The sequence below is a fragment of the Metabacillus halosaccharovorans genome (assembly GCF_002019635.1).
In the GTDB taxonomy this organism is placed as follows: Bacteria; Bacillota; Bacilli; order Bacillales; family Bacillaceae; genus Metabacillus; species Metabacillus halosaccharovorans.
The window spans coordinates 1,492,256-1,514,506 of the sequence record NZ_KV917371.1; the positions used below are offsets into that span (position 1 = coordinate 1,492,256).

Below are 22,251 nucleotides of genomic sequence, written 5' to 3' on the forward strand. Positions count from 1 at the left end.
TCTTATAAGTGAAGTTTCTCTTTCTGCTCATTTAGGATAACTGGCCTATCAACATATAGGGAGTTATCCTTTTTTGTCTTTAAAAAAATTTAACAGTATTTAAGGATAAAAGTATAAGAAAAATCATTGACTTCCACCATTCTTGGTGGAAGTCGTGTTTTTCTAATCGAGAAAACATAGTTGACATAAATTTCATAATGTTTTATTGTTGCGTTAAGGAAACTTTTTTAGTTGTACGAATAAAAGGTGAGAAAAGTAAAAATTATGGCACTCATCCTAAAAAACAACATAGACTACTTTTGACCTAGGAGAAGTTCTAACGTTTCATCTAAAAAAAGTGAATGGAGGAGAAAAAGGTGAAAAAATGGTTGGCAGGTGTAGGAATCAGTATTTTAATAGTATTTCTATTAACGGCATGTGGCAGTGGTCAAATAAGTGGAGATTCAAAGGATGGAAATGAAAGTTCTAGTGAAACAATTATAGTGACAACCACAACAGGTCAAGTTGCAGACGTAGTCAAAAATGTAGGTGGAGATCAAGTAGAAGTGACTTCATTAATGGGGCCAGGAGTTGATCCACACCTCTACCAAGCTTCTCAAGGTGATATTAAAAAACTAAATGATGCTGACATGATTTTTTATAATGGACTCCATTTGGAAGGAAAGATGGGGGAGATATTTGAAAAGATGTCAAAGGATAAAGCTACGGTAGCTGTTGCGGATTTTATTCCTGAGGATATGCTGTTAGGAGCAGATGATGATTCAAATGCTCATGATCCACACGTTTGGTTCAACATCCAAGCATGGACACATACTGTAGATGCAATAGAAGAAGAATTAACAAAACAATCTCCGGAAAATGCAGAATTATTTAAAGAAAATGCTGCAAATTACAAACAAGAATTAGAAGAAATGGACCAATATGCAAAGGAACAAATTCAAACAATTCCCAAAGAGAGTCGTGTCCTTGTTACAGCACATGATGCATTCAAATATTTCGGTCATGCATATGATTTAGAAGTAATGGGCTTACAAGGGCTAAGTACTGACTCAGAATACGGTTTAAAAGATGTTCAAAGTCTTGTTGATGCATTAGTTGATTCAAACATCAAAGCAGTTTTTATTGAAAGTAGTATTTCGGAAAAGTCAATTAGCGCAGTAGTAGAAGGTGCCAAAAAGAAAGGTCACGAAGTTGTCATTGGTGGAGAACTTTTCTCTGATGCAATGGGTGAAGAAGGAACTGAAGAGGGAACATATATCGGAATGTTCAAACACAATGTTGACACGATTGTATCTTCTTTAAAATAAAACAAGTACAGGTAGCTAAGGACAGGTTTGTATCTATTCTTAGCTCTCGTTGTATTTTTACTAGATATGTAGATTAAACGATCATTCTATGAATATGAAAAGTAAGGTTGGTGTGATGGATGAATCCTGTTACAGTTGAAAATTTAACAATTGCTTATCACCAAAAACCTGTTTTACAGGAAGTAACTTTTGAAGTTCCGGAAGGAAAATTAATTGGAATTATCGGGCCTAACGGGGCCGGTAAATCGACCTTAATTAAAGGAGTCTTAGGCTTAATCCCAACTGCATCCGGTGAAGTGAATATCTTTGGTGAACAATATAAAAAGCAGCGTAAACGCGTGGGATATGTTCCGCAGCGTGGCTCTGTTGATTGGGACTTTCCAACCAATGCCCTTGATGTTGTACTAATGGGGAGATATGGGCATGTTGGTTGGTTTAAACGTCCCGGTAAAAAGGACGTAGACTTTGCAAAAGAGTGTTTAAAAAAAGTAGGAATGCTTGAATTTGAAAATAGACAAATAAGCCAGCTTTCCGGCGGACAACAACAAAGGGTATTTTTAGCAAGAGCTTTAGCACAGGATGCTGATGTTTACTTTATGGATGAACCGTTTGTAGGAGTAGATGCAGCAACTGAGAAGGCGATCATTGCTCTGTTAAATGAGTTAAAAGCTAAAGGCAAGACTGTTCTCGTTGTTCATCATGATTTACAAACGGTAGAAGAGTACTTTGATTGGGTTCTTCTATTAAACATGAGAAAGGTTGCTTTTGGCCCAACGACAGAGACCTTTACAATCGATAATCTGCAAAAAACCTATGGTGGAAAACTTACATTTTTACAAGACCAATCTATTGTAGTTGAAGGAAAATAAGTACACCAATAAGGGAAATTGATATTTTAGGGAATACCCCCTTTAGAAAAATAGGAGTGAAGGAAATGCTTGGAGAACTTATGTTACAACTTCAAAATCCTAATACCCAATGGGTGTTACTTGGTACAATGCTCCTAGGAATTACCAGTGGTGTTGTTGGGAGTTTTACATTATTAAGAAAGCAGAGCTTAATAGGTGATGCCATGGCACATTCAGCATTGCCGGGGGTTTGTATCGCCTATTTACTATATGGTTCCAAATCACTGATTTGGTTTTTAATCGGTGCAGTGGTTGCAGGGCTAATATCTTCTTTTATCATTCAAGTGATTATTAACCATTCAAGAATAAAAGAAGATTCTGCTCTTGGAATTATTATTTCTGTATTTTTTGGATTTGGAATTGTTCTTCTAACCTATATTCAGCATAATGGTGCAGGTAATCAAAGTGGGCTGGATGACTTTATTTTTGGGCAGGCAGCTTCCATGGTAGGGGCTGATGTTCAATTAATCATGATGATTGCCTTACTATTATTAGCAATAACCGCTATCTTTTATAAGGAGTTTAAGTTACTTACATTTGATCCTCAATTTGCAAAAGGAATTGGAATACCAGCTGCATTTTTTAATGGTCTATTACTTTTATTAATTGTCTGTTCCGTAGTCATCGGACTACAAACAGTTGGAGTTGTATTAATGGCAGCTATGCTTATCACTCCGGCCATTAGTGCAAGGTATTGGACTGAGAAATTAAGTTCTATGATCATTATTTCAGGTTTTATTGGCGGTGTTTCCGGTGTAATGGGTACATTATTGAGTACCATTATGGAAGGAATGGCAACAGGTCCACTTATTATTGTGGCTGCTACGATCATGTTTATCATTTCATTAGTGTTTTCACCAAAGCGGGGGTTACTTGCTAAAGCCTTTAAGCTATTGTCCCTTAGAAAACGAACGGCGGTAGAACAAATTTTTCTTAGCATTTATGATGTTGCAGAAGGGGGAAATCTTGGTGACATTACTGAGGATGAAATTCTTATAAAACGTAAGGTTTCATCGAGCCTTTTTCAATATGCGATAAGTGTGTTGGAAAAGAGAGAGTACATTAGCCGAGCTAAGACAGGGAAATGGATGTTAACAGATAAGGGGATTGAAGCTGGATTTGAACTTGTCCTGCAACAGCGTTTGTATGAAATGTATTTAATGCATGAAATGGAGTTTGCTCACCTTGAGCTTAAAACGAGAGAGGATCTTCATTTAGCATCTATCTCAAATGAAACAAAGGATCAGCTGTTAAAGCTATTGCGCATTCATGATCGTGTTCCATTATTAATGCCCAAGTCAGCAATTAGTGATAGGAGGATGATGATAAATGACTTATGATGCATGGATTATCATCACTGGTTCATTAGTAGGTATTACTTGTGCGATGATTGGTTGTTTTCTCGTATTAAGGAAAATGGCAATGTTAGCGGATGCGATCTCACATACTGTTTTATTGGGTATTGTTGGCGGGTATTTAGTAAGCCGCAGTTTAGATGGTCCTTCATTATTAATCGGTGCAATAGTAGTTGGGTTGTTAACAGCATTGCTTGTACAGGTGTTAAGTGGAAAAGGGGTTCAGGGCGATGCTGCAATTGGAATTGTGTTTACATCACTTTTTGCAATCGGGGTCATTCTGCTGTCGTTGTTTGCAGGAAATATTCATCTAGATGTAGACCATGCATTGATGGGAGAGATCACATTTATTCCTTGGGATACAGTGGAGTGGAATGGGATGGAATTAGGGCCAAAGGCAGTCTGGCTTTTATCTTTTGTGTTTATAGTCAACCTGCTCATCATCATCTTTTTTTACAAAGAATTTAAAATTAGCTCATTTGATCCAGAAATGGCTGTTGCAATTGGAATCCCTGTGCTGTTTATTCATTATTTGCAAATGGGAATGTTATCGATAACAACTGTCGCCTCCTTTGATAGTGTTGGGGCAATCCTAGTAGTTGCTATGCTTATTGTTCCGGCATCGACAGCTTATTTATTAACAGATAAATTGATCAACATGCTCTTTATTAGTGCCGGTATCGGTGTGTTTTCGGCGATAAGTGGATATTACATGGCTACTATTCTTAATGTGTCAATAGCAGGTGCTATGGCAACCTCTACAGGAATTCTTTTCGCTCTAGCCTTCTTATTTTCTCCAAAGCATGGTCTAGTAGCAAAAAAACGAGCACAGAAAAAGCTTTCAAAGACAACATCAAAAAAGAATCTTTTCCAAAGTTGATTTTTTAATATGTACTTTGAAAAAATCTAAGTAAGTTGATAGGAGCGGAAGGCGCGAGACTCCTGTGAGAGCTGTGGACAGGTGAGACCCCGCAGGCGCTTAGCGCTGAGGAGGGATCACCGCCCACCCCACGGAAAGCGAGCAACCTGGAGCTCCTATCAACCCTCTCAATACTTAGTGCAAATCAACAAAGTTTATGAAAATAACCTAAAAGAAATCCCGACATCGTTAATGCCAGGATTATTAAGTATTTAAACAATATCATTATGTTTTTATTCCATTAACCCATATTCAATTGCGCGATCAGCTACTAACTCATCCACATCCTGTGGAAGATCATCTAATGAACCAAATTCATAATCCCATAAATTTGTAAAAGAATCGACAAACATAGGAAAAGAATCTGCATTAGAATCTTTAACTTCATGACGAAATGACTCAATAAGGCTTTCCTTCATTATTCATTTCCCCCTAACGCAATGATATCGTTTTTATTTTTTACCAAAATAATATCCTTATACATGGATCTAGGATTCATTTTGCTTTAAATAGCGCTTATCCTTCATAAACAGCTTCCAAAAGTAAACAAACCCTGGAAATAAAATAAGAAAACCAACAATATATGTTACAAATAAAGCTCTAAATGTATTTGGGTGTGTGAAGCCTGTTTCAATGGTTACATCAGGATATATCATATATGGTAAATGGGCCCTTCCGTATGCATAACTCGCTAGGAGATATTGTATAGTAACTGCGATAACTGCAAGTCTAGGGCGTCCAATTCGTCCCTTATGTCTCGCTGAGGGAAAAAATAGTGCAGCACCTGCAAGGATAAAAAGAAGAACAGACCCGATTAAAAATGGTAAATAGTCAAGCATATTTGTATATAACCAAGTTGCTTCAATCCTTAGAGTAATCATGATCAAAAAGGCCATTAATAATGAGATGGGGCCTAGGATCAGGGCATCTCTTCGATAAACCCGATATGCTTCCAGTTCATCAGCAACATTCGAGTAATCAGCTAATAGTAAAGATGATAAAAAAAGTGTGCTACTTATGGCAAAGCCTATAAAGGCATATATATTCGGGCTAGTAAACAAGGCAGCAAAGTTAAGTTGATGAACTTCATTAATTTGCTCTATATAACCACCATGTGTAATAGGTAAAACAAGCATAAGAAGGGCAGGTATAATAAATCCGGATATTCCTGAAACGTAAGTTAGCCCTTTTTCATAATCTTTTGCTACATGAGAAAATACTAAAAATCCACTGCGCAGTGCCAGCAAAATTAAGATGAAACTTCCTGGAATCAATAATACTGTTCCAAGAATAAAGGTGGCGCCAGGAAAAAAACTGACAAGTGCTATAACAATTGCGACAATAAAAACATTGGTTACTTCCCAAGTCGGTGATAAATAACGGTTTGCGATATTCGTTGCATTTGTTTTTTCTTTATTAAAATAAATCATCGACCAAAAGCCGGCTCCAAAATCCATCGTTGCCATTACAGCATAGATAAAAACGAATCCCCAGAGTACAGTGATTGCGAGTAACGAATCTGCGGTCATATTGTTTCACCTCTTTAAGATTAGGTAATACTTACATGATTTTGCTGTAGGCTACCACCGTCAAGCTCGTGCTCAACAGGATGACGTTTGAAATAATATTTTAGAACAGCCAAAACAGCGATTGCTAAAATAACATAAATAAGTGAAAAGAGTAAAAATAAAATTCCAATTTGGGTTGAGCCTGTAACGACATCTTCAGTCGCTAAGATTCGGTAAATAACCCATGGTTGCCTCCCTGTACAAGCAAATATCCAACCGAACTCAATGGAAAGGAGAGAGAGAGGACCTGCAATAACGAAGGCATACATAAATAGTTTTGGGAAATGCTGTTTCTTTAAAAATTTGTGCCAAATAAAGCCGGCGATCGACAAAAATATGAGAAAGCTGCCGATGAGTACCATACCATTGAATAATGTATGAACAAATAACGGTGGCCAATATTCTTCTGGAAAGTCATTTAATCCAATTACGACTGTTTCAAAGCTATTGCCTGCAAGAAAACTTAGTGCCCAAGGTATTTCAATCGCGAATTTAATTTCTTGTGTCTCACGATCTGTAAATCCTCCAATTGCTAAAGGGGCATAATCTTGTGTTTCAAAAAGTCCCTCTGCTGCAGCGAGTTTTTCCGGCTGATATTCATGGAGCATTTGTGCGGATTCGTGACCATTAAGAGCAGTTAAAAGAGAAAAAATCCCACCAACAATCAAGCTAAGCATGAGAGCCTTCCTATGAAAAAGATAGACTCGTTCGTTACGCTTGTTTTTTAACATTTTAAAAGCTGCAATCGTACTAATCATAAATGCACCGGTCATGTAGGCCGAAACTGCAACATGTGCAGCTGAAATAAAGAAGCTTGGATTAAAAAAAGCCGCCCATGGATCAACATCAACAATTTCTCCGTTTTCAATTTGAAACCCTGCAGGAGTTCCCTCAAAGGCATGAACATTTGTTATTAAGACAGCTGAGGCACTAGCTCCAATAAGGACAAGTGTGACACTAAAAATTCGCATTTTAGGTGAAATACGATCAGCGGCATACACATAAATAGACATAAATAAGGCTTCTATAAAAAAGGCATATATTTCAATTTGAAATGGTAAGGACATAACTCTACCAATAACCTCCATAAAGCCCGGCCACAATAATGCAAGTTGAACACCAGCAATTGTTCCTGTAGGTATAGCAACGCCTAATAGAACAGCCTGACCTTTTGTCCAACGTTTAGCCATGACGGCATAATCCTGGTCCTTTGTTTTCTGGAAAAGCAGCTCCGCACATAATATCATTAAGGGAAGCCCAACCCCCAGTGTTGCAAAAATGATATGAAAACCCATGGTTGTTCCGAACAGTGAACGTGCTAAAACTAAATCATCCATCATGATCCGCCTTTCTTTCCACTCTTGTCGTAATCAACCATAGTGTCCACTATTTTCTAAAGAATATTCTTCTAGTTTTGCTAATAATAAACATTAAAAAAAGTGAGCGTTGATCACGCTCACTTTTTTACTTAATTCAGTGCCTTTTCTAATGTTTTAATGTTTTTCTTCATAATACTAAAGTAATCTTCTTTATTAGTAATATCTTCATCAGTAAGTGTTTCTAAATTGTTTAAAGTTAATGCTTCTGCACCAATTTCCGACTGTACGATATCAGTTACATTACTACTTACATTCGTTTCAAAAATAATATATTTAATATCGTGTTCTTTAGCTGTTTCAATGATAGTTTGTAATTCCTTTTGTGAAGGTTCCTGGGTTGGAGACAAACCTAAAACACTAATTTGTTCAATGCCATAACGGCTTTCCCAATACCCATATGCAGCATGAGAAACTAGAATTTCCTTTTTGCTCGCATTGTTGATAACTTCTGAGAAAGATTGATCTAATTCATTTAATTGTGTTTTTAAAGCTTCAAAGTTATTTTCAAATGTTTCTTTTCCATCAGGATGTAATTCTGTTAATGCGTTTTTAATGTTTTCTGCTAATTGAATGGAAAGAATTGGGTCAATCCATACATGTGGATCTGTATCCCCGTGATTGTGCACATGTTCTTCCTCTTCATGAGCAGCCTCAGTTTCATCATGTGCATGTTCTTCTTCGTGAGCAGCCTCAGTTTCATCATGTGCATGTTCTTCTTCATGAGCAGCCTTAGTTTCATCATGTGCATGTTCTTCTTCATGAGCAGCCTCAGTTTCATCATGTGCATGTTCTTCTTCATGAGCAGCCTCATCTTCATCATGCTCTGCTTCATCATGTCCTTCCAACAATTCCAGACCTTCACCTGCATTGATGAAGCGGACATCTTCATCCTTAAGTGATTCTTGTACTGTTTCAGCAAAGGTTTCCAGGCCAACACCTGAATAGATAAAACCATCTGCTTCAGCAATGTTTACCATATCTTTTGTAGATGGTTCAAATGTATGTGCATCGGCACCAGGAGGAATGACGTTTTCAACCTCTACTAAATCTCCACCAATTTTTTTTGTGAAGTCCTCCAGAGGGTACAGTGTTGTGTAAATTTTTAGTGTATCCGAATCAGTTGCAGGTTCGGAGGATTGTGAGGAGGATGTATCTCCATTACTGTTGCAGCCAACTAGTAGACTAGATATAAAAAACATGGTGCTTAATGATAGTAAATATTTTTTCACTTTTCGTGATCTCCTTTCAATAAATCAGTATGATTACGATTAAGCCTTCATTATTATATCTTAATCATTACGATTTGAGAACCATTTTTTATTTTTAGTTATTAAATAGTAAGTATTACGATTTAAACAAGTAATATCTTAACCTAAAATTAGTGATAACTCAATAGATATGATATATTTATTTAAAAGCTTATTTTTTATATGGAGGAGATAGAACATGAGAATCGTAGATGAAATTTTAGCACATAATGAAAAGTTTGTAGCAAATAAAGAATTCGAAAAGTTTGAGACAACGAAATTTCCAGAGAAAAAGCTTGTTGTTCTTTCTTGCATGGATACTAGATTAGTTGAGCTGCTTCCTCAAGCAATGAATGTGCGAAATGGTGATGTGAAAATTGTTAAAAGTGCAGGTGCAATTGTAGCACATCCATTCGGAAGTATTATGAGAAGTATATTGGTTGCTGTATATGAATTAAAGGCAGATGAAATTTGTGTCATTGGTCACCATGATTGCGGGATGAGTAAAATCAGTCCAGAATCATTTCTTTCTAAAGCTATCGAAAAAGGTGTGGATAAAGAGAAAATCGACACAGTTAAGTATGCCGGGGTCGATTTAGATCAATGGTTAAAAGGATTCAATAACGTCGAAGACAGTGTGCGTGATAGTGTAGAAACTATTAAAAACCATCCATTCCTTGCTAGTGGTATTCCAGTACATGGCCTTGTTATTGATCCTTCAACAGGAAAATTAGATGTTGTTGTGAATGGATATGAAGCTTAATTCTCCTTTTTCTTTTCAGGTACAAGATCTATGCCGCCCGGGTGAAAAGGATGACATTTCAAAATCCGTTTGATCGTCAAATATCCTCCTTTAAGGATTCCAAAGCGTTGAATAGCCTCTATACCGTAGTGTGAGCATGTAGGATAGAAGCGACAAGTTGGAGGTTTAATTGGTGAAATGAATTTTTGATAGAACCGAATGATAAGGATAAATATGTTTTTCATAATTGACCTTCTTTTCCAATAAAATTGTCTAATCGCTTTTGTTACTATTTACTATACTAAAAGAGGGTATCATACGCTATTAACTTTACCTATGATACAATGATTAAGAATTAGGACTTATTATTTTTTATAGGAGTGAAAGAGTATGCCTTCAGTTGAAAGCTTTGAATTAGATCATAACGCCGTAAAGGCTCCATATGTTCGCCACTGTGGTGTTCATAAAGTGGGTAGTGATGGTGAAGTAAATAAATTTGATATTCGTTTTTGTCAGCCAAATAAACAAGCAATGAAGCCTGATACCATTCATACATTGGAACATTTATTGGCATTCAATATTCGTGAACATGCTGAGAAATATGATCACTTCGATATTATTGATATTTCACCAATGGGTTGTCAAACCGGCTACTATTTAGTTGTAAGTGGTAAGCCTGAGGTAAATGAAATTATTGATCTTCTTGAAGATACAATGAAAACAGCAGTGGAAATTACAGAAATTCCAGCCGCAAACGAAAAACAGTGTGGCCAAGCAAAGCTTCATGATTTAGAAGGAGCAAAACGTCTAATGCGTTTTTGGCTTGAGCAAGATAAAGAAGAACTAGCGAAAGTATTTGGATAAGTAAAGGTGTCCCAAGGAGGGCATTTTCGGGTATAAAGTACAAAAGATTTAAAAAGCAGACCAATTCAATAGGTCTGCTTTTTAGCCTTTGCTCTAAAAGCAATAGAAGCACTTGAGACAGGTGTAAAAGTAGATATTTAGCTTACTTAAAAGTTAGGTTTAAAATGGAGGATGGTAGAAGACCTCACTTTTTTGCTTAATGTATGGATTACAATTCATCATCCTCCTTTCCACAAAGAACGATTTTAAAAGTTCACATTTTTACCTAATTTATTTATTCTCCTAATTAAGCCTTCTTTCCCTTAAATTAACTCTTTCTCCCAAAACGTATATGTTTCCTGCCATAGCTCCACTACCTAGCTTCATTCTTTTTGTCGATTGTTCTTGATCTGTCTACATAAATTCTTGCTAAAAGATTTCTTTTAACTAGTAACCAAATATTCTTCGATTTGGTTTTGTGTGTATTATTGTTGAGTGATGTGTTTGTTTTGTTGTTTATCAAGTGGAGTCTTGTTATTTTGAAACTTTTAAATGCTTTTAATTTGAGGTTTTCTTAATTTTTTTAGTTTGGAAATTAACTGAGGGTGCTAAATTTGGTGGATTTTGTAGATGTCTATCGATTTTTCTATCTAATAATCCATAAGTAAATGTTCAAAATATTGTTGACATTGAAAGCGTATACATGGATAATGAAAACAAGCCAACAAAAACTCACAAAAACAGTTAACAAACCACAAGCAAACAACAGGTGTAATAGTTGGATTGCATGAAAGTATTCAAAAAACAAGATTTTTGACATCTTATACTAGTAATCTATTTTTGTTCGTGAGTTTCTAGGTGAGGAAATATTCATAACAAAGGGGGAAAAAGAATGAGCAGTATCAAAAAATCTTTATCTTTACTATTGATTTTAGTAATGAGCTTGGGAACGTTCCTAGTAGGTTGTTCCGGAAATGAAGAAACCACAACAAATGAAGAATCAAACAAATCGAAAGATGGGGGATCCGAAGAAGTCGTTGAACTTGATTTTTGGACATTCTGGGGTTCAGAAACACGGAGACCAATTATCGAAAAAATTATTGAAGACTTTAACAACTCCCAAGATAAAATCCATGTTAAACATACATATCTTCCATGGGGAGATATTTGGACAAAAGAGCTAGCTGCAGTAGCTGCTGGTAATCCCCCAGATGTGATCATCAATGACATAAATACAGTAAGACAGCGCGCTGATAAGAAGCAAAACGAAAGTTTAGGAGAATTCTTTGAACAAGATCCAAGTATAAAGGATCAGTATTATCCAGAATTATGGAATGCAGTTGTTCATGATGGTGAGCCATATGCGGTACCTTTTAATACAGACACTCGTTTACTTTTCTGGAACAAAGATATCTTTAAAGAAGTTGGCTTAGATCCAGATCAACCTCCTAAAACTTGGGATGAATTACAAGAATTCGCTAAGAAAATTGATCAAAAAGCAGGGAAGCGTTATACAAGGATCGGTTTCTTACCAAGACATAAAATTGGGCCGGATATGTGGACTATAAATGCAACAGGTCACGGTAACTGGGACTACGAAACTGCTAAACCAATCATTAATGAGCCTAAAGCAGAAGAAGCGCTCCAATGGGTATATGATTATGAACAACAGTATGGAGACGATGTGATCAATGGATTTAAAGCTGAATTTGGTCAAGATCAAGCAGATCCATTCATCTCTGGAAAACTAGGAATGGTTGTAACGACTCCAACTGATGCGTTTACAAAAATTCGTGACTTTGGAAATGGAATGAATTTTGGTGTTGCTCCAATGCCAGAGATGGAACCAGGTAATGGCCATACAGTATGGGGAGGAGGATTTGTAGCAGAAGTACCATTCGGTGCAAAGAATCCTGAAGCATCATGGGAATTTATTAAATATTTAACAGGTCCTGAAGCACAAGAATATTGGGCAGTTCAAAACTTTGATAATGTGGCCAGTATTGAAGGTTCAGAAAATGCTGCAAAAAGTTCTGAATTTGATGAAGATAGCAAGAGGGTTTATGATGCAGCCATTACGAATATGGAGCATACAATTTTAACTCCGTTCCCACTTGAGGCACCTGATCTAAATAACTTAGTTAATCCGGAGTTTGAAAAAGCATTGTTAGGTGAGCAAACGCCTAAAGAGGCATTAGAGGCAGCTCATAAAGCTGTGGAGAAATTAGCGGGAAGTTCAAAATAATTCAAAGAAGAAAAAGGGAGTGAAGCGCATTTTTCGCTCCCTGATTAATTAAACTTGGGATTAGGAGGATGGAAAATATGCAAACCCAGGTTACAACAAATAAAAAGACGGAAATAAAAAAATCGAAAAAAGTCATGAGTCTTGATAAAAAGGAAGGGTTACAAGGATATCTTTTCATAGCACCATGGATATTTGGTTTCCTTACCTTAATTGCAGGTCCGATGTTATTCTCGTTATACGCTAGTTTTACAAACTATGATATTACATCAAGAATGGATTTTGTTGGATTGAAAAACTATGTACGAATGTTTACGAATGATGATTTGTTCTGGACGGCCCTGGGAAATACGCTTTACTATGTTTCGATCTCTGTACCACTAACAACTGTTGGTGCTGTGCTATTAGCTGTTTTATTAAATCAGGGTGTACCAGGAATGAGGATGTATCGAACAATTTTCTATCTTCCAGCTGTCTTATCTGGTGTCGGGGTTTACTTGTTATGGATGCAATTATTAAGCCCAAGCTCCGGTCTAGTAAATACCGTTCTTTCTTGGGTGGGGATAACAGGTCCGGCATGGTTGTTTGATCCAGCATGGACAAAGCCGGCATTAATTTTTATGAAACTTTGGAGCCTTGGTGGTGGAATGCTATTATATCTTGCTAGTTTACAAGGTGTTTCTAAATCACTTTATGAAGCAGCAGAAATAGATGGTGCCAATGCATATAAACGTTTTAGACATATCACACTGCCTATGATTACTCCTGTTATTTTCTTTGACTTAGTGACAAGTTTGATTGGAGGGTTTCAAATTTTCCAAGAAGCATATGTAATGAGTGAAAGTGGTGACGGTGGTCCTGCAAACTCTCTCGTATTTTATAACCTACATATGTGGAATAAAGCATTTGAAGTCTTTGATATGGGATATTCAATGGCCATGTCTTGGGTCCTATTTATCGTCATTCTCGTCATTACAGTTATTAATTTAAAACTAGCTCCACGATGGGTGCACTATGAAGGAGAGGATCGAAAATGAGTGTTTCAGCCCAGAAAACTTCACATTTCCAAAGTGTAAAAGTAAAGAAGATAATAAATCAAACCATTGTCACGATTATCCTCTTGCTAGGAAGTGTATTGATTCTTTCACCAGTATGGTGGATGTTCGCGACATCTGTTAAAGACATGGGAGAAATCATGCAATATCCTCCTACATTTATTCCGAATGAATGGAACTGGAGTAATTATATAGAAACATGGAAAGCTGCTCCTTTTACTAGATACTTATTTAATACATTTTTAATAACCATTTTCGTTGTACTAGGAAATGTATTATCAAACTCCTTTATTGCGTATGGTTTTGCAAAGATTCGCTTTAAAGGTCGTAATTTTTTATTTGCTGTTGTTTTAGCGACAATGATGATTCCTGGATTCGTTACGATGATCCCCCATTATGTCATATTCTCTAAGTTAGGATGGTTAAACACATACCTTCCATTAATCGTCCCTGCTTTCTTTGGAAGTGCGTTTAATATTTTCCTTATTCGACAGTTTTTCCTAACAATTCCGAATGAACTCATTGAAGCAGCGAAAATTGATGGTGCCAGCCACTTTAGGATTTGGTATAAAATCATGCTTCCCCTTGCAAAACCAGCCATTGCAACTGTTGCTATTTTTTCATTTAATGGTGCATGGAATGACTTTTTAGGACCATTACTTTATGTAAATGATGAATCACTTTACACATTACAAATCGGACTTCAAGTGTTTAAAGGCCAGCTAGCCACACAATGGAATTATTTAATGGCCGGATCTCTATTGGTTTTACTACCAGTTATTGTTTTATTCTTTATCTTCCAAAGATATTTTATTGAAGGGATGAATTTAACAGCGGGATCTAAAGGTTAATGAAGTTATATGAGTAAGAATGTAAATATGGTAGTTATCTCTTACATTTTAAAGATAAAAACAGTAGGAGAGATAAGTTTTAAACAATCTGCTGTTAAAGATATCTAGGTTGTCAAAGGAGATTTCACATTATGACAAAAAAAACAAAGCTTAAAAACGTTCTAACTTTGAAAGAAGCTTTAGTAAAAGCTCAAGAAAACCATTTTGCCATTGGTTCTTTTTCACCAAGATATAGCCCAATGATTCGTCCAATTTTACGTGCAGGAGAAAAAACACAATCACCAGTTATTATACAAATTTCTGAAAAAGAATTAGTTCGTTATGATGTTACTCCAAAAGAAATTGCAGAGGAGTTTTATACAGCACTAATTGAAGAGAATATAACTGTTCCTGTAGTCCTTCACCTAGATCACACAAAACAAATGTCTGTCATAGAAGAAGCGATTGAAGCAGGTTTTACCTCTGTAATGATTGACGCATCCGAAAAAGAGCTAGAGGAAAATATTAAAATAAGTAAAGAAGCTGTTGAATTTGCTCACGCAAAAGGTGTGTCAGTTGAAGCGGAGTTAGGTAAAATTGGAACAACTGATTTTGTTGAAACAGATACGGATGAAGAGCTATATACGGATCCACAGGAAGCTCTAAAATTTGTAACGGAAACAAATTGTGATGCTCTAGCAGTTTCAGTAGGTACTGCACATGGTGTCTATAATGTAAGGAAACCAAAAGTAGACATAGAGAGACTTAAAGCGATTCGCGACCTTACACCTGTTCATTTAGTTCTTCATGGTGGATCGGGAGTTCCGTCATACATGATTCAAGAAGCAACAAATCTCCCAAATGGAGGTATCAGCAAAGTAAACATTGCCACTGATTTAGAGCTTTCTTTCTTAAAATCAATAGACCGAGAAGATAGAATGACAAACGAAGAATGTAAAGAACTTCCATTAGAACAATTAAAGGTTGGAAGAGCTGCAGTAGAAAAAACAGTGATTGATAAAATAGAAAATTTCTTAGGCAGTGCAAATAAATCTGATGTTTTTAATCTCTAAGACTCTTTTAGTCTAGCTACTTGATAAGTAAATTAAGCAAACGAAAACACCATCTTTAAAAGGAGATGTTATGTAATGTCCAATTCCCCTTTCCCTATAAGAGGGGTTATAGAAGGATTCTACGGTTTATTTTACACAGCGCCAGAACGAAATGATTTAATTTCTTTTATGGCAGATCATGGGTATAACCAATATATTTATGGCCCAAAAAACGACCGCCAGCACCGTGCTCGCTGGAGAGAACCATATCCTGAATTTATCATGAAACAGTTTGCTGAAACAGTTGAGCACTCAAAAGAACTCGGGATTGACTTTTGCTATTCGATTGGTTCTGGTGTATCCATAAATTATGCCTCTGACGATGATTTTCATTATATAACAACAAAATTTCAAGCATTTTATGATATTGGTGTTCGAACATTCATGATTATGCTTGATGATATTTCCGCTGAATTCCTCCATAAAGAAGAAAAGATGATGTTTGCAAGTTATGGTGAAGCACATGTTTCCTTAACAAATAAATTATTTCGTTGGTTAAAATCTTTTGATCCAACATGTCAATTGGCTATTTGTCCAACAGATTATCACGGTCGGGCACCATTTAGTGATTATATTCATGTGCTTGGAAGAGGGTTAGATCCTGAAATCGATATTTATTACACAGGTCCGGACATTTGCTCAGAAACCATTTCAGAACAAGATGCTGCTGATTTTGCAAAGGCGGTAAAGAGAAAGCCTATTATTTGGGATAACTACCCTGTAAATGATTTGGGGATGACTTCTGAAATGCACATTGGGCCAATTAGTGGTAGAGCTTCTAAACTTCCAGATGTGTGTAAGGGCTTTATTGTCAATACGATGCCACAAGCTGAAGCATCCAAAATTGCTTTACTCACATTTGCAGATTATTTTGAGAACCCTGAAAGCTATAACCTCTGGGATTCATGGGAAAAAGCGTTAAAACTTATTGGTGGTGAAGAACACTATCATGCATTAAGACGCTTTGCGGAGAATTCATTGTTTTCCTGCTTAGGGTACCAAGATGCTGAGTGTTTGAAGCAGCTAACTGCAAATGCTTTGTCTGCTCTTCAATCGGGAGAGTTAGCAACCAATAGTATAAATGTCCAAAACCTTTATGAATACTTAGATTCATTAGATGAAGCTGGTTATACCTTAAAGTTTAGAATGACAAATTATCACTTAAGAAATAATCTTGCCCCATGGATTGAGCTTATGGAAAGCTGGGCATGGGTAGCTAGGAGAGCAATCACTGTCTTAAGAGCCTTGGAAAAAAATGAAGAGGTTGATTCACTAGTCAACTTGCTGAAGGAATCTACTTTAGAAATAGAAAAGCATCCAAAAAAATATGCTGGAAGCATTCTCTATCCGTTAATTGAATTTGCATTGGCAAAGGCTGAAAAGAAGTCGGTTTTACGACAATAGAAGTCATTTAAATGCTAGAGACTGTGCTAAAGGGGCTATTAATAGTAAAGTATTCAATCTTCCAATAAAGACTGGTCCCTTAACTATCTTCCATTATGTTAGGACTTAGGGGTTGTGAATAAACGAATGAAACAAATCTCTACAAATCTATATGTTTATAAAGATACCTGTAATGTCTATATTCTCAAAATAAACGAGAAAGCCATTTTAATTGATTTTGGGCACGGTGATGTGTTGGATGAGCTTCATTCAATTGGAGTTACAGAAATAACGGATATCCTAATGACCCACCATCATCGTGACCAAGCACAAGGATTAGAAAAAGCAGTAAAGAGTGGCATCCGAATTTGGGTTCCACATGTAGAGAAGGATTTATTTGAAGTGGTTGATGAACATTGGAAGGCTAGAGAAATTGATAACAATTATAACATGAGGCAAGATCGATTCTCAATCCTTCATTCAATACCTGTATATGAAACATTAAGGGACTACACCACTTACAGCATAAATGGAATCGAGCTGAAGGTTGTACCTTCGCCAGGTCACACAACAGGATCCATTTCATTCATAACAGAGTTAGACAGAAAAAAGGTAGCTTTTACTGGTGACTTAATCTACGCCCCTGGAAAGGTATGGTCAATGTCTGCAACACAATGGTCATATAACGGGGGAGAGGGGATTGCATATAGTATCCTCTCCTTACTAGATATTCGGGATCAAAAGCCTGATCTATTGCTTCCATCACACGGACATATGATGGATAAAGCTTTTGAAGCGATTAATCAATTAGTAGACCGTTTTTCAAAGCTGATGAAACTTCGAAAGCAAAACCCAAGGTTATTTCAATTAAGAGATAAGCCATATGAAGCCATTACTCCACATTTATTAAAAAATCGCACGAGCATGTCAAATTCATACGTCGTTTTATCAAACAGTGGTAAAGCTTTATTCATAGACTTTGGCTACGATTTTATGGGAGGAGTTGCAGCAGGTGCTGATCGGGCGTCAAGAAGACCATGGCTTTATACGATTTCAAGGCTAAAGGAACAGTTTGGAATTAAAAAGATTGATGTTGTGATTCCAACTCATTTCCATGATGATCATGTGGCAGGGCTAAATGTTTTAAGGGATATAGAAGGGACGGAGGTGTGGTGTTCTGAAAATTTTTCATCCATTCTAGAACAGCCAAAAAAATATAATCTCCCATGTCTCTGGTATGATCCCATAAAAGTAGATCGAACACTGCCGCTGCAAAAAGCAATTAAGTGGGAAGAATATGAATTTACCTTGCATGAGCAATCAGGTCATACCTTTTATTCGGTTGTCATTGATTTTATGGTTGATGGTAAGCGAGTGTTGGCCATAGGAGACCAATATCAAGATGAGAATGTAAATTATGTTTACCATAATAAATTCCGAATTTGGGACTATTGTGACAGTGCTAACCTTTATCGAACATTAAATCCTGATATTTTAATTTCGGGTCATTGGGATCCGATTTATGTCACGGAAGAGTTTTTAAGCCAAATAAATGAACAAGGTCAATTATTAAAGCGATATCACGAGGAGCTGTTACCTTTAGAGGAGCTTGATCTTGGAGAAGAAGGTTTTGGTGCTGCTATTTATCCATACCAAACACATATTGAAGCAGGTGAAACTTTTTCCATAACCATTGAGGTTAAAAATCCTTTCTATGATGAAAAAACAGTCGTTGCCAAACTTATCACACCAGACGGATGGTTCGTTGAAAATAGTGAAGTATGTAAAAGTTTACCTGGAAATACGTCCTATCAGTACTCAACGGGAATTACAGTTCCAAAAGAGTTAGCAGGAAGCAAGCTCCTAATGGCTGTTGATTTAACGATTGATGAGCATCATTTAGGCCAACACGCTGAAGCGTTTGTCTCTATTTCAAATAATAGCAGGAAAGCTTAATGTGAATATAAAAAGCAAGGAGTGAAAATGATGACAGAAAAAACAACTGCAGTGAAAGAAAAGCAACAACCAAAAACTATGGAAAAAACATTACATATGATCGGAAATGCCCATCTTGATCCAGTTTGGTTATGGCAATGGCAGGAAGGATTCCAAGAAACAAAAGCAACCTTTCGTTCAGCTCTTGACAGAATGAAGGAATATCCAGAATTTGTTTTTACAAACAGTTCAGCTGCAAACTATGAATGGATTGAAAACAATGAACCAGAAATGTTTGAAGAAATCAAACAACGGATTAAAGAAGGTCGTTGGGAAATTGTAGGGGGCTGGTGGATTCAGCCAGATTGTAACATCCCTAGTGGTGAATCATTTGTCCGCCAAGGACTATATGGTCAACGTTATTTTCAAGAAAAGTTTGGGGTAACAGCAAAGGTTGGCTACAATGTTGATAGTTTTGGCCACCATGGTATGCTACCACAAATTCTGAAAAAGAGTGGTATGGACTATTATATTTTCATGCGTCCTAGTCCTCAAGAAAAAGGACTTCCAGCAAGACTTTTCTGGTGGGAATCTGATGATGCATCACGTGTATTAGCTTATCGTATCCCATATGAATATTGTACCTGGGGGAAGGATGTTGAAAAACATGTCCGTCGAAATGCCGGGGAGTTAAAAGCACCTTTTAATGATTTAATGTGTTTTTATGGAGTTGGTAATCATGGCGGTGGTCCTACAAAGGAAAATATTGAAAGTATTAAGCGATTAAATGAAGATCCAGCATTTCCGAGATTAGTCTTTAGTACACCAAATAAATTTTTTGAAGAAATGATGAAAAAGAATCTTCCATTCCCAGTTGTCCATGATGACCTCCAGCATCATGCTAGCGGATGTTATGCTGTTCACTCTGGCATTAAAAAATGGAACCGTGAAGCAGAAAATATGTTACTAAAAGCTGAAAAATTCTCTGCTTTAGCGAACTGGACCACGGGACAAAAATATCCAATAAGGGAATATGATCGCGGCTGGAAAAATGTTTTATTTAATCAATTTCATGATATCTTAGCAGGCACAAGCCTTGAAGAAGCGTATGATGATGCAAGAGAAATGCATGGGGAAGCAATGTCCATTGCAAATAGAGGGCTGAACTATGCTATCCAATCATTATCATGGAGAATTAATATTGAAGAAGAAGTAGGGATGAAACCAATTGTTGTCTTTAATCCACACTCCTGGAACAGTAGAGTAAACGTAGAACTGGAAGTTGGCGGATTAAAAGATGGGGATATTCTGATCGATGAAGAAGGAAAGCAAGTACCAATTCAATCCGTACAATCACATGCAACATCAGGCGGACGTTACCGTGTAAGCTTCATTGCTGACTTACCTTCAATGGGGTATCGTGTCTATAAAATTGTACGCAGTGAACTTTTTGAGGAATATACACCGATTCATGCAAGTGATACAACCCTTGAGAATGAGACATTCCGTGTTGAAATTGATCCAGTAACCGGATTTGTAAAAAGTTTATTCAACAAAGAGAAAAACCTCGAGGTGCTTGATGGTCCTGCGGCAAGACCTGTTGTCATAGAGGATAAAAGTGATACATGGTCACATAATGTGCTTCATTTCAATCATGTAGTTGGTTCATTTAAAGCAAAAAGTGTGAAACGTGTAGAACACGGACCTGTTAAATCTGTCATTCGTGTCATAAGTGAATACGGAAAATCTACCCTTATTCAAGACTTTACTATGTATAAGGAATTGGATCAAATTGATGTACATTGTACATTAAATTGGCAGGAACAATTTAAAGCATTAAAGCTTAAATTCCCAGTAAACCTTATTTTTAGAAAAGCAACCTATGAAATCCCTTACGGACACATTGTAAGAGAAAATAATGGTGAGGAAGAACCTGGTCAAAACTGGATTGATATGTCTGGAACAAATCCTCAAACAGGGGAAATGTATGGGTTGAGTTTATTAAATAATGGAAAATATAGCTTTGATATTCATAACAAAGAAATGAGTATAACTGTACTACGAAGTCCAATCTATGCTCACCATGATCCTTTAATACCGGCGGAAGATGGACACTACACATTTATAGACCAGGGAATCCAAAAATTCACATACACAATGCTTCCTCATAAAGGCAATTGGGAAACAGCTGGAACGGTAAAACGTGCAGCGGAATTAAATCAAAAGCCAATCAATATTATTGAAACTTATCATAAAGGGTCGCTACCTCAAAAAGACTCTTTCTTAACTGTTGATGTAGACAATGTCATTGTAAGTGTTGTGAAAAAAGCAGAGGATAATGATGACCTCGTTATTCGAGCATATGAAACATCAAATGATGCTACAAATGCAGTCATTAAACTGCCTAAATGGAATAGAACGATTCATGCTGAATTTAATCCTTCTGAAATTAAAACATTCAGAATTCCAGCCGATGAAGCTATGCCGGTTGTCACAACAAATTTACTTGAATGGGATGAGTAAAGGAAAAAATAAGGTTGAGAAAGGTATCCCTTTTCTCAACCCATTCCCTAGTATTATCTATTTATAAGGATTGTCCAGGAGGAGTTTAACATGTTTGTGGCTGAACGTCGCAAGATTATAAAGGAATTATTAAAAAAGAATAAGAGTGTAAAAGTATCTGGATTAGTACAATTACTCCACGTATCTGAAGAAACAGTACGGCGTGACTTATTGCATCTAGCAAAGGAAGGGATTGTCGAAAAAAACTATGGCGGAGCTATTTTAATTGAAGAAGAGCCAGACAGTAAACATGTTATTCTCCCTGTTGGTGAAAGAAAGCTTCAGTATTCACGTGAAAAGGATTTAATAGGTTACGCTGCAGCAAAATTAGTTAAAGAGGGACAAATTATTATTTTAGATGCAGGGTCTACAACATGGTATATTGCCAAAAATTTACCTGAAAACAATAAGCTCACGGTAATTTCTAATGGAATGAATGTAGTAGAGGAATGCAGTAAGGATGAGACAGCCTCGATTTACTTATTAGGCGGAAAATTACGAAGAAATACGATGAGTCTTGTTGGACCGCAAGCAGAAAATGAATTGCAAAAATATCGTGCAGATTTTGTGTTCCTTGGTACTTCTGGAGTCTCGATAAGACAGGGGTTTACTAGCTTTGACCTATATGAAGCAGAAATGAAACGTGCGATGGTATCAGCAGGGGAAAAGATTGTTGTTGTTGCCGATCACAGTAAGCTTGAAAAAGCTGGACTTACTTCATTTTGTAACTTTGAAGAAACAGATATATTTATTACAAGTGACCTAGCCAATAAAAATATTTTACATGAGATTGAAAAGAAAGGTATTCAAGTCATTGTCGTACCAATGGATCAAATTGAAAGCGTTTGATTTGAAGGCCGTGGA

General features: G+C 36.6%; 19 protein-coding genes. 14 read left to right on the forward strand and 5 right to left on the reverse strand.

All coding sequences use genetic code 11. From position 1 onward, the window contains the following. Nucleotides 1-341: 341 nt before the first annotated feature. The 4 genes from BK577_RS06855 (at nucleotide 342) to BK577_RS06870 (ending at nucleotide 4,450) form a co-directional block, all read left to right on the forward strand. Entirely contained in the window at nucleotides 342-1,307 is a 966-nt protein-coding gene (locus tag BK577_RS06855) for a metal ABC transporter solute-binding protein, Zn/Mn family (protein WP_078432230.1), read from the forward strand. A 119-nt stretch (nucleotides 1,308-1,426) separates the two neighbouring features. Then, nucleotides 1,427-2,176, forward strand: a complete 750-nt coding sequence (locus tag BK577_RS06860) for a metal ABC transporter ATP-binding protein (protein WP_078432231.1) — start codon at nucleotides 1,427-1,429, stop codon at nucleotides 2,174-2,176. A 65-nt stretch (nucleotides 2,177-2,241) separates the two neighbouring features. After that, nucleotides 2,242-3,555: a metal ABC transporter permease gene (locus BK577_RS06865; RefSeq protein WP_078432232.1), complete on the forward strand. Its 1,314-nt coding sequence runs from the start codon at nucleotides 2,242-2,244 to the stop codon at nucleotides 3,553-3,555. Continuing rightward, nucleotides 3,545-4,450, forward strand: coding sequence for a metal ABC transporter permease (locus BK577_RS06870; protein WP_078432233.1), 906 nt, complete (start codon nucleotides 3,545-3,547; stop codon nucleotides 4,448-4,450). Before BK577_RS06865 ends, BK577_RS06870 begins: the two co-directional genes overlap by 11 nt. A 272-nt stretch (nucleotides 4,451-4,722) precedes the next feature. Here BK577_RS06870 and BK577_RS06875 read toward each other — a convergent pair whose 3' ends face one another. The 4 genes from BK577_RS06875 to BK577_RS06890 form a co-directional block, all read right to left on the reverse strand. Further along, nucleotides 4,723-4,908 (reverse strand): hypothetical protein, encoded by a 186-nt coding sequence (locus tag BK577_RS06875; protein WP_078432234.1) that lies wholly within the window; start codon nucleotides 4,906-4,908, stop codon nucleotides 4,723-4,725. Nucleotides 4,909-4,977: 69 nt separating this feature from the next. Next, nucleotides 4,978-6,018, reverse strand: coding sequence for a cytochrome d ubiquinol oxidase subunit II (locus tag BK577_RS06880; protein ID WP_078432235.1), 1,041 nt, complete (start codon nucleotides 6,016-6,018; stop codon nucleotides 4,978-4,980). A gap of 20 nt (nucleotides 6,019-6,038) precedes the next feature. Continuing rightward, nucleotides 6,039-7,394: a cytochrome ubiquinol oxidase subunit I gene (locus BK577_RS06885; protein WP_078432236.1), complete on the reverse strand. Its 1,356-nt coding sequence runs from the start codon at nucleotides 7,392-7,394 to the stop codon at nucleotides 6,039-6,041. 131 nt (nucleotides 7,395-7,525) lie between these two features. Further along, the gene (locus BK577_RS06890; protein ID WP_245823443.1) at nucleotides 7,526-8,665 is read right to left on the reverse strand and encodes a metal ABC transporter solute-binding protein, Zn/Mn family; all 1,140 of its coding nucleotides are present in this window, start codon (nucleotides 8,663-8,665) and stop codon (nucleotides 7,526-7,528) included. Between the two features lie 217 nt (nucleotides 8,666-8,882). Here BK577_RS06890 and BK577_RS06895 point away from each other — a divergent pair, with 217 nt between their 5' ends. After that, complete coding sequence (locus BK577_RS06895; protein WP_026561801.1) at nucleotides 8,883-9,446, forward strand: beta-class carbonic anhydrase; 564 nt, start codon at nucleotides 8,883-8,885, stop codon at nucleotides 9,444-9,446. On the opposite strand, the gene yidD is transcribed toward BK577_RS06895, so the two are convergent. Next, the gene (gene yidD, locus BK577_RS06900; protein WP_026561800.1) at nucleotides 9,443-9,670 is read right to left on the reverse strand and encodes a membrane protein insertion efficiency factor YidD; all 228 of its coding nucleotides are present in this window, start codon (nucleotides 9,668-9,670) and stop codon (nucleotides 9,443-9,445) included. The genes BK577_RS06895 and yidD overlap by 4 nt on opposite strands. A 145-nt stretch (nucleotides 9,671-9,815) precedes the next feature. Between yidD and BK577_RS06905 the strand changes: the two genes are divergently transcribed. From BK577_RS06905 to BK577_RS06945, 9 genes are all read left to right on the forward strand, one after another. Further along, nucleotides 9,816-10,289, forward strand: a complete 474-nt coding sequence (locus BK577_RS06905; protein WP_078432237.1) for an S-ribosylhomocysteine lyase — start codon at nucleotides 9,816-9,818, stop codon at nucleotides 10,287-10,289. Nucleotides 10,290-11,160: 871 nt separating this feature from the next. After that, the gene (locus BK577_RS06910; protein ID WP_245823444.1) at nucleotides 11,161-12,513 is read left to right on the forward strand and encodes an ABC transporter substrate-binding protein; all 1,353 of its coding nucleotides are present in this window, start codon (nucleotides 11,161-11,163) and stop codon (nucleotides 12,511-12,513) included. Nucleotides 12,514-12,590: 77 nt separating this feature from the next. Beyond that, nucleotides 12,591-13,547: a carbohydrate ABC transporter permease gene (locus BK577_RS06915; RefSeq protein WP_169908139.1), complete on the forward strand. Its 957-nt coding sequence runs from the start codon at nucleotides 12,591-12,593 to the stop codon at nucleotides 13,545-13,547. Continuing rightward, nucleotides 13,544-14,416, forward strand: a complete 873-nt coding sequence (locus tag BK577_RS06920; protein WP_078432239.1) for a carbohydrate ABC transporter permease — start codon at nucleotides 13,544-13,546, stop codon at nucleotides 14,414-14,416. Before BK577_RS06915 ends, BK577_RS06920 begins: the two co-directional genes overlap by 4 nt. Nucleotides 14,417-14,547: 131 nt before the next feature. Continuing rightward, nucleotides 14,548-15,468, forward strand: coding sequence for a class II fructose-bisphosphate aldolase (locus BK577_RS06925; RefSeq protein WP_078432240.1), 921 nt, complete (start codon nucleotides 14,548-14,550; stop codon nucleotides 15,466-15,468). A 75-nt stretch (nucleotides 15,469-15,543) separates the two neighbouring features. Next, a complete protein-coding gene (locus BK577_RS06930) occupies nucleotides 15,544-16,911 on the forward strand; it encodes a protein O-GlcNAcase (protein WP_078432241.1) in 1,368 nt (455 codons plus the stop codon). Between the two features lie 126 nt (nucleotides 16,912-17,037). Beyond that, on the forward strand, nucleotides 17,038-18,846 hold the full coding sequence (locus tag BK577_RS06935; protein ID WP_078432242.1) for an MBL fold metallo-hydrolase: 1,809 nt from the start codon (nucleotides 17,038-17,040) through the stop codon (nucleotides 18,844-18,846). 30 nt (nucleotides 18,847-18,876) lie between these two features. Next, complete coding sequence (locus BK577_RS06940; RefSeq protein WP_218970490.1) at nucleotides 18,877-21,348, forward strand: alpha-mannosidase; 2,472 nt, start codon at nucleotides 18,877-18,879, stop codon at nucleotides 21,346-21,348. A 90-nt stretch (nucleotides 21,349-21,438) separates the two neighbouring features. Further along, nucleotides 21,439-22,236 carry a DeoR/GlpR family DNA-binding transcription regulator gene (locus BK577_RS06945; protein WP_078432243.1) on the forward strand — a complete coding sequence of 266 codons (798 nt, stop codon included), beginning with the start codon at nucleotides 21,439-21,441 and terminating at the stop codon, nucleotides 22,234-22,236. Nucleotides 22,237-22,251 lie beyond the last annotated feature (15 nt).

What these genes read in the sequence shown, in the direction of transcription:
- BK577_RS06855 (WP_078432230.1), top strand. Translation starts at nt 342, where the DNA reads ATGGAGGAGAAAAAGGTGAAAAAATGGTTGGCAGGTGTAGGAATCAGT.
- BK577_RS06860 (WP_078432231.1), top strand. Translation starts at nt 1,427, where the DNA reads ATGAATCCTGTTACAGTTGAAAATTTAACAATTGCTTATCACCAAAAA.
- BK577_RS06865 (WP_078432232.1), top strand. Translation starts at nt 2,242, where the DNA reads ATGCTTGGAGAACTTATGTTACAACTTCAAAATCCTAATACCCAATGG.
- BK577_RS06870 (WP_078432233.1), top strand. Translation starts at nt 3,545, where the DNA reads ATGACTTATGATGCATGGATTATCATCACTGGTTCATTAGTAGGTATT.
- BK577_RS06875 (WP_078432234.1), bottom strand. Translation starts at nt 4,908, where the DNA reads ATGAAGGAAAGCCTTATTGAGTCATTTCGTCATGAAGTTAAAGATTCT.
- BK577_RS06880 (WP_078432235.1), bottom strand. Translation starts at nt 6,018, where the DNA reads ATGACCGCAGATTCGTTACTCGCAATCACTGTACTCTGGGGATTCGTT.
- BK577_RS06885 (WP_078432236.1), bottom strand. Translation starts at nt 7,394, where the DNA reads ATGGATGATTTAGTTTTAGCACGTTCACTGTTCGGAACAACCATGGGT.
- BK577_RS06895 (WP_026561801.1), top strand. Translation starts at nt 8,883, where the DNA reads ATGAGAATCGTAGATGAAATTTTAGCACATAATGAAAAGTTTGTAGCA.
- yidD (WP_026561800.1), bottom strand. Translation starts at nt 9,670, where the DNA reads ATGAAAAACATATTTATCCTTATCATTCGGTTCTATCAAAAATTCATT.
- BK577_RS06905 (WP_078432237.1), top strand. Translation starts at nt 9,816, where the DNA reads ATGCCTTCAGTTGAAAGCTTTGAATTAGATCATAACGCCGTAAAGGCT.
- BK577_RS06910 (WP_245823444.1), top strand. Translation starts at nt 11,161, where the DNA reads ATGAGCAGTATCAAAAAATCTTTATCTTTACTATTGATTTTAGTAATG.
- BK577_RS06915 (WP_169908139.1), top strand. Translation starts at nt 12,591, where the DNA reads ATGCAAACCCAGGTTACAACAAATAAAAAGACGGAAATAAAAAAATCG.
- BK577_RS06920 (WP_078432239.1), top strand. Translation starts at nt 13,544, where the DNA reads ATGAGTGTTTCAGCCCAGAAAACTTCACATTTCCAAAGTGTAAAAGTA.
- BK577_RS06925 (WP_078432240.1), top strand. Translation starts at nt 14,548, where the DNA reads ATGACAAAAAAAACAAAGCTTAAAAACGTTCTAACTTTGAAAGAAGCT.
- BK577_RS06930 (WP_078432241.1), top strand. Translation starts at nt 15,544, where the DNA reads ATGTCCAATTCCCCTTTCCCTATAAGAGGGGTTATAGAAGGATTCTAC.
- BK577_RS06935 (WP_078432242.1), top strand. Translation starts at nt 17,038, where the DNA reads ATGAAACAAATCTCTACAAATCTATATGTTTATAAAGATACCTGTAAT.
- BK577_RS06940 (WP_218970490.1), top strand. Translation starts at nt 18,877, where the DNA reads ATGACAGAAAAAACAACTGCAGTGAAAGAAAAGCAACAACCAAAAACT.
- BK577_RS06945 (WP_078432243.1), top strand. Translation starts at nt 21,439, where the DNA reads ATGTTTGTGGCTGAACGTCGCAAGATTATAAAGGAATTATTAAAAAAG.